This is a genomic window from Trichothermofontia sp., from assembly GCF_053493415.1.
In genome coordinates, this window is record NZ_JBRCAD010000018.1 from 1 (window position 1) to 6,659 (window position 6,659).

General features: G+C 48.5%; 13 protein-coding genes. 2 read left to right on the top strand and 11 right to left on the bottom strand.

What is annotated here, in order from left to right; all coding sequences use genetic code 11:
• Positions 1 to 63: 63 nt before the first annotated feature.
• Positions 64 to 654, bottom strand: coding sequence for a DUF389 domain-containing protein (locus ACWIUF_RS01915; protein WP_448570484.1), 591 nt, complete (start codon positions 652 to 654; stop codon positions 64 to 66).
• Between the two features lie 83 nt (positions 655 to 737).
• Positions 738 to 905, bottom strand: coding sequence for a hypothetical protein (locus tag ACWIUF_RS01920; RefSeq protein ID WP_448570485.1), 168 nt, complete (start codon positions 903 to 905; stop codon positions 738 to 740).
• On the opposite strand from ACWIUF_RS01920, the gene ACWIUF_RS01925 reads away from it, so the two are divergent.
• Positions 905 to 1,141, top strand: coding sequence for a GIY-YIG nuclease family protein (locus tag ACWIUF_RS01925; protein ID WP_448570486.1), 237 nt, complete (start codon positions 905 to 907; stop codon positions 1,139 to 1,141). The genes ACWIUF_RS01920 and ACWIUF_RS01925 overlap by 1 nt on opposite strands.
• Positions 1,142 to 1,273: 132 nt before the next feature.
• Here the strand turns inward: ACWIUF_RS01925 and ACWIUF_RS01930 are convergent, their stop codons facing one another.
• The 9 genes from ACWIUF_RS01930 to ACWIUF_RS01970 all read right to left on the bottom strand — a co-directional run bounded on the left by ACWIUF_RS01930 (position 1,274) and on the right by ACWIUF_RS01970 (position 4,781).
• Positions 1,274 to 1,561, bottom strand: a complete 288-nt coding sequence (locus ACWIUF_RS01930) for a tetratricopeptide repeat protein (RefSeq protein WP_448570496.1) — start codon at positions 1,559 to 1,561, stop codon at positions 1,274 to 1,276.
• On the bottom strand, positions 1,537 to 2,007 hold the full coding sequence (locus ACWIUF_RS01935; protein WP_448570487.1) for a DUF29 domain-containing protein: 471 nt from the start codon (positions 2,005 to 2,007) through the stop codon (positions 1,537 to 1,539). Before ACWIUF_RS01935 ends, ACWIUF_RS01930 begins: the two co-directional genes overlap by 25 nt.
• Positions 2,008 to 2,275: 268 nt before the next feature.
• Complete coding sequence (locus ACWIUF_RS01940) at positions 2,276 to 2,488, bottom strand: hypothetical protein (protein ID WP_448570488.1); 213 nt, start codon at positions 2,486 to 2,488, stop codon at positions 2,276 to 2,278.
• A complete protein-coding gene (locus tag ACWIUF_RS01945; protein WP_448570489.1) occupies positions 2,475 to 2,828 on the bottom strand; it encodes a PIN domain-containing protein in 354 nt (117 codons plus the stop codon). Before ACWIUF_RS01945 ends, ACWIUF_RS01940 begins: the two co-directional genes overlap by 14 nt.
• Entirely contained in the window at positions 2,815 to 3,240 is a 426-nt protein-coding gene (locus tag ACWIUF_RS01950) for a type II toxin-antitoxin system VapC family toxin (RefSeq protein WP_448570490.1), read from the bottom strand. Before ACWIUF_RS01950 ends, ACWIUF_RS01945 begins: the two co-directional genes overlap by 14 nt.
• Positions 3,233 to 3,460, bottom strand: coding sequence for a hypothetical protein (locus ACWIUF_RS01955; RefSeq protein ID WP_448570491.1), 228 nt, complete (start codon positions 3,458 to 3,460; stop codon positions 3,233 to 3,235). The genes ACWIUF_RS01950 and ACWIUF_RS01955 overlap by 8 nt, the downstream gene beginning before the upstream one ends.
• Before the next feature lie 160 nt (positions 3,461 to 3,620).
• On the bottom strand, positions 3,621 to 3,842 hold the full coding sequence (locus ACWIUF_RS01960; RefSeq protein ID WP_448570492.1) for a hypothetical protein: 222 nt from the start codon (positions 3,840 to 3,842) through the stop codon (positions 3,621 to 3,623).
• Positions 3,826 to 4,269: a PIN domain-containing protein gene (locus tag ACWIUF_RS01965; RefSeq protein WP_448570493.1), complete on the bottom strand. Its 444-nt coding sequence runs from the start codon at positions 4,267 to 4,269 to the stop codon at positions 3,826 to 3,828. The genes ACWIUF_RS01960 and ACWIUF_RS01965 overlap by 17 nt, the downstream gene beginning before the upstream one ends.
• A gap of 2 nt (positions 4,270 to 4,271) precedes the next feature.
• Positions 4,272 to 4,781, bottom strand: a complete 510-nt coding sequence (locus ACWIUF_RS01970; protein WP_448570494.1) for a tetratricopeptide repeat protein — start codon at positions 4,779 to 4,781, stop codon at positions 4,272 to 4,274.
• Between the two features lie 173 nt (positions 4,782 to 4,954).
• On the opposite strand from ACWIUF_RS01970, the gene ACWIUF_RS01975 reads away from it, so the two are divergent.
• A complete protein-coding gene (locus tag ACWIUF_RS01975) occupies positions 4,955 to 6,637 on the top strand; it encodes a GmrSD restriction endonuclease domain-containing protein (protein WP_448570495.1) in 1,683 nt (560 codons plus the stop codon).
• Positions 6,638 to 6,659: the final 22 nt, after the last annotated feature.

Below are 6,659 nucleotides of genomic sequence, written 5' to 3' on the forward strand. Positions count from 1 at the left end.
GGCTTTAGTCGTTGCCGGCTAAAGCCAGCACTACCAACGTTGCCGGCTTTACTTTTCGAGCTACTACGTGCCGATATAAAGGGTTTGTGATTCAACAACCTTCACGCGGATGGTTCGGCCAGTCAGGAGGCCACGGGTGCGATCTTCAAGCTGGCTCAGCGGCGGCAGGTCGCCATCGCCCAAGAGGAGGAGGTTCACCGTTCCGTCCGCCGTTTCGGCATCGACCGACAGGACCCGGTAGCCGGACCCGTCGAGCCATTCTTGGCTAAGGGCGTAGGTACGCGCGGCGATCATGTTGGTCATGATCAGTTGATAACTGGCCGCTGAGAGGGGCATCCCGATGATCAAAAAGGCTGCGAAGGCGATCGCCACGGCTCGGCGCTGTGCCCGCGTGTCGAACGGCGACAAAGCGGCCTGCCGGAACCCCATCACGGTAAAAACCAGTGCGCCAGTGAGGAGGATGGACACGTAGTTGGTTACGAAGAGCAGCAGGCTACCGGAGGCGAGACCAGGTTCACCCAGCGCCAGCAGAATCCCCACATTTGCCAGGGGGGGCACCAACGATATCGCAATGGCCACACCTGGCAGTGTGTCAGAAACATCCTTACGCGCGATCGCAAAGGCACCTGCCAAGCCCGTAGCCAGTGCCGCCATGAGATTGAGCGTAGGGCTTCGATGGCATCCAGTGGGGGGAAGTTTTCGTTAGCGAGGAAACGCATGGGTTAGGCCGAAATAATTTAAACTTTTTCGGCTTTGAGGGTTTCGCTGGCATAGCTAAGACAGGCTTGGATGTCTGCCTGGGTTAAGCCGGGATAGTTCCGCTCATAGAGTAACGCCAGATTGTTGAGGCTAGTAGCGAGGGAAAAGTGGGGTAGGATGGGAAAATGAACAGGCTGTTTGGGCAATGACGAATTCTACTCAGCAAGACGCAGAAGCAATTCTCTATTATCTTGCGTCAATCCCTTTTGAGGAGTGTATTGCTCTATCTAAGGAGTTTCGAGAGTTACCCATGACTGCTGGACTGTATGCGGTTCGTCATCGTATCCAAGGTACTCTTTATATCGGCAAGACGAGAGTACTGCGCGATCGCTTCCGTAATGGCCACAAGGCATTGCTATGGGCATTTATTGAGACATTGTAAGTGGCAGATGTGAGGCTTATTTTTTATACGCTTGGGTTTGACCAGTGGCTGCGCTTATCTGCGGATCTGGAAGCTTTGATCATTCAAGCCATTAACCCACCGTACAATGTAAGAATTCCAGCGAGGGATTGATCAATGGAAACGCAGACAACAACAACTGAACATCTCTCCTCTGAATTGGCCTAGATGTTTCTCAATGGTCTGCCAGAGGTGATAAGGATGATTTTCGGGGAGGATATTGGTCAAAATTGCTATTGCCCGTAAGTAGAGGGGGTCGGCCTCGGCATAGCGGCCCATCGACACGTACAGTCCTGCCAGGTTATTGAGGCTGGTGGCGGTGTGGGGATGGTCGGCCCCCAATTGCGGCTCCCGAAGGTGCAGCGATCGCTGAGATTTCAGGACAACGATCGCGATTCCCAGAAATTATCATTTAACATTGGGTCGATACTACTCTCGAACGGCCAAGTATCCGGGAAGTGATATCCTTTTGGGGTATACTCATCCCTCGCAGTACCCAGCGCCAGAAACCACGCATCTTGAAAAGACTCATCCCAATAGGTTTTGAGGCTAGGTGTTTTTTTCAGCCTCAGAGAAATTCGGCGGCGTTGCTCTCTAATGGTGTTTTCCCAGCCATTAAAATAGTCGGGCATATCAACATAGATACGCTTAAGTAAGTGAGACAACAGGATTTCTAGCCTATTTTCAAGTTCTTGTTTTTCAGATCGCCCCAAAGCCTCGATCTCCTCGATCAGGTTTGCCAAATCTAGATGCTCAAAATCCTTAGCTTTGAGCTTGGCTGCTGTGTCTTGGGTCCACAGCAAAAAGTCGGACTCGTATAGGGATTTCTGGGTAATTGTTTGGGACATTGATTTCATTTGTCGTCATTAATAGTTAGAATTAACCTGGGTTAATTTTCAGAAAGAGTTTTTGGCGCTTAGTTATCGCGGTCATTTTCTTGCGATTTATTTATATTGTAGTTCCCGCAAGCGGGTCTGGGTGGTGGGATGGGGGGAGAGGGTAGCGGCTGGCCCCGGCTGGAGGATCTTGCGATCGCCTGTTATAGATTTTGCTGGATGAGCAGAGTGGGGTATTCGCCGGGAGAGATATCTGAGGGGAGTTGGATAGTGACTATATTTATTTATCTAGTGGCATAGAAGATACAATTTCTTGAATCGTTAGGCCACCAAAAAGCTCCTCTTTTAATTGCAGATAATTAGTTTTCTCAGAGGCAGTTTCATTAAGAAAAATAGCAGTTTTTGAAATACCCAATTTTTCAATGAGTGCTTGAATTCCAGCCTGGACAACTTCGTTGTGGTCAGGAACTTTGAGTTCATTAGTTGATTCCATTGTGATCATCCTCTTGGGTAAAAAGCATAATGAAATTGACGGGGTTTAGGATGCTTAATTTTCCATGATAACGTTTTATGAGTTGGTCGTCACAGGTAATAAAGTGATCGGCTGTAGCTGCTTCGGCGCAAGCAAGATGCAAGGCATCTAACCCTTTAATATTATACTCTGATGTTATTTGCTCTGCTCGCTGGGTGGTTGCAGTACTGAAACCTTGAAAGACAGAGGCCGATCGCAAGACGGCCATGAGAAAGCTGCGTCGCTTGGGATTGGGATTTCTGGTGACTTCAAAGATTAGGGCATCTGAGTGAATAAGCTCTACAGCTTTACTTTCCAACAAAGCCTAAACCAACTTGGGTAAAGTGGGTATCTTCGGTGAGGATACGATCGATTCTAAATTCCTGCATGACGACCATTGAGGTTAGGTCGGTGAAGGAGATTTGGGGTTTATCGAGATATTTTAGGCGGAGTTGCTGAGCTTGGGAGAAGCGTTTTTCTTCAATTTGGATTAAGTGAAACTGATCTGTGAGAAAGGCAGCAGATAGTTGCAACATAGCCGATCGCGCCTGTGAGGAATGGAGACGCTTGAAAAATAGGGTAAAGGTCTCATCTAGGACAAAGGTTGTCGTATAAATTAAGGTCTTTTGTGAGATTAAGGTTCGGTACAAATGAGCAACAACCTGATGTTTGCGTTCGCCTGCATCGTTGAGGGTAAGCCAGCCCCATGTATCAACAAAGAGGACCTTATTCATAGAGGGTGGCATCGATCGCGCTTGTCAAAGTTCCGTGATTGGTAGACCCAATAAAGTTTGCGAGGGGATCGACCCAATCGGCTGTGGTGGGTGGGGAGGGAGGCGGATTAGTTTGTAGTTGTTGGCGGGCTTTGGTAAATAGAATAAAGTCTAGAAATTCTTCCAAAAGGTTTTCTGGAGCCTGTTCAATTTCGCGGATGAGTTGTTCTTTGAGTGTCATGGCGGTGATCCTCCTGCTATGTTTAGCATAGCGTGTCTTTACGGTGCCAATTCCCGCAAGCGGGCCTGGGTGAGGGGATGGGGGGAGAGGGTGGCGGCTTCGGCTGCTGGCTTGCTGCATGAGATTGAAGAAATTGCCCCACGAGGTACGAGCCACCCAATTACCGAGGGTGGGGGGAGGAATGTTGATTTTGATAGGTGAGCATGTCCTGGACTAATTCGTCAAAGGTTTCTGCATCTGGTTGTTCATATTTGCTTTTGAGGTAATCGCCGTCTCCGAATTGGCCAATGGCCCAAAATTGGGCAACTTTCCAGGGTTCTAACTGGTGCATGAGGAGGGTAAAAACTTCCTCTATAATTTGCTGATTATTCAGGGTTTTCATCTTCAATCTCCAGGATATAATCAACGGGATTCATGACTTTTAGAATGAGATCTTTACAGCGATTGATGAGTCGCCGATCGCAGGTTAGGAAGGCATAACATTGGGCGGCTTCGGCGGCGGCGATGTGGAGGGCATCGAAGTTTTTGAGACCCTGGGATTGGAGGTGTCTGGCCCGTTCGATGATCAGCGGGGTGAGGGGTTGATAGAGGGTGGCTTGCTCCAGGTAGCTTTGCATAAACTGTTGGCGGATGGGGGAGGGGTTACGCTGGTTTTCTCGCTCTAGGATGGGGGAGTTGACTAAGATAATCGTTTTCTGGGCGATGAGCCGAAAGATGCTGATGCTGGCTTGGGTTTCTAGGAAGATTTTAACTTGGGTTTGGTCGTCAAAGGGGCGGTTGTAGATGCTGGTGTCGAGGTAGATTCTCATGGCTAATGCCGGGATTGCGTTTTGAGCGAGAGGGAGTTGATTTGGTGAAATAGCCAACGGATCAGGGCATAGAGAATCAGGAGAGGCGAAAGGACTAACACCAGAACCCATTGCCAAAGAGTAGGGGGGCTGGATGAGGGTCTCAAACGAGTGAGGGTTTGACGAGCGTTTTGGGTGTTGGGATGGTTAGAACCGAGGGTTTGTTCCCAAATAGCTAGGGCACGAAGGAGGAGGGGTTCGGCCTCAGCATAGCAGCTCATCGCTCGGTACAGTTCTGCCAGGTGATTGAGGCTGGAGGCGGTGTCGGGATGGTCGGCCCCCAATTGCGTCTCACTAATGTCCAGCGATCGCTGGTAGAGGGGTTCGGCCTCGGCATAGCGGCCCATTGCTCGGTACAGTCCCGCCAGGTTATTGAGGCTGCTGGCGGTGTCGGGATGGTCGGCCCCCAATTGCGTCTCCCGAAGGTGCAGCGATCGCACGTAGAGGGGTTCGGCCTCGGCGTAGCGGCCCATTGCTTGGTTCAGGGATTGCTATGATATTGCGATATATGTTGTACTGATCCAGCATCTGCTATACCTGGGAAGACGAAGTAAATAGGGCCATAGAGATATAGCTGAGGGATCTCAGCAGTTTCTATCTCTTCATGCCTTTGTCTAACTGAACGACTACACCTCAGCAGGAAAATATGACTACCTTCGATAGCACCAAGCGCCTGTTACCTGACATCCTGCGGGATGTTGTCTCTGGGACGATTCAGCTTCCAGATTTTCAGCGCGGCTGGATTTGGGATGATAATCACATCCAAAGTTTGCTAGTCAGTATTGGGCGTTCTTTCCCTGTTGGTGCAATTATGCTACTAGAGACAGGCGGAGCAGTCCGGTTTCAAATGCGTCCAGTTGAAAATGTGTCATTATCGGAACCTTTACCGGATGCCGCGAAGCTGATCCTTGATGGGCAACAGCGACTGACAACCCTCACGCAAGTACTCTGCCTGAATGGCCCAGTGAAAACCCGCACAGATAAGGGCAAAGCCATCAATCGCTATTACTACTTCCATATTCCAACTGCCCTTGAAGGGCCAGAACACCTTGAAGATGCATTGCTAGCAGTTGATGACAGTCGGCAGGTAAAGTCTGACTTTGGCCGCCGGGTAGATATTGATCTTTCCTCGCGCGAGCGAGAATGTCACCAGCTTTATTTCCCCTGCAACTGTATTCTATCTTGGTCAGATTGGCTTCAAGCGCTTTCCCGATTCAATGGACAGCATCTATCGACTTTTTTAGAATTCCAAAAGCGTGTAATTGATGCTTTTAACACTTATCAAATACCCATTATTGAACTAAAAAAAGAAACCTCAAAAGAAGCTGTTTGCCTGGTTTTTGAGAAAGTTAATACAGGTGGAGTTCCCCTTTCAGTATTTGAATTAGTTACCGCTAGTTATGCAGCAGACGGTTATAACTTACGGGATGACTGGTTTGGCAGTAAGCTGAGAGCAGTTGAATCTCGGAAAGAGCGCCTTGCTAAGGATGCAATGCTTTCAAGCGTGGAAGCGACAGATTTTCTACAGGCAGTTACCTTACTCTATACGTTAGAAAAGCGTCGGTCAGATATTATTTTAGGTAAACAAGGTAAACAAGTTTCGCCGGTAAGTGCTAAACGGAGCGCAGTGTTAGAATTACCGCTCGATGCTTATCAGCAGTGGGCAAATAAAATTGAATATGGCTTCCGACAGACTGCAAAATTTTTACGCAAGCAGTCATTCTATGATGTTCGCGAATTACCTTATCGTACTCAGCTTTTACCCCTAGCGGCTGTTTTGACTGAATTGGGCGAACGATGGCTTGAACCGCGAATTTATGACAAGCTGACGCAGTGGTTCTGGTGTGGTATCTTAGGAGAACTCTATGGGGGATCTGTTGAAACACGAGTTGCAAACGACGTTGAAGAACTACTAAGTTGGTTTGAAGATGATACCCATACCCCTCGCACAGTTTTAGATGCCTCATTTCAACCCGATCGCCTCGATCGCTTAACCTCTCGCCTCAGTGCTGCTTATAAGGGCATCAATGTACTTGTGTTGCGAGAAGGAGCGCGAGATTTCTTCTGGAAAGCTAGTATTAATGAGCTTGATGCTCAAGAAATTGCCCTTGATATTCACCATATCTTTCCACGATCGTGGTGTGAGGAAAAACAGATTCCCAAAAAGCGATATGACACAATTGTGAATAAAACGACAATTTCCTATAAGGCCAGAAGTGTTGAATCCAGATATAAAACTTTACACTTGAGGGTGCGAGAGTCATACAAGCGTTTCTGGAAGCAAATCGTAGCTCCAATGGACGAGCGAACAGCGACGGCTGAGTTCTAGTTGCAAATAGCGAAACTTGTCA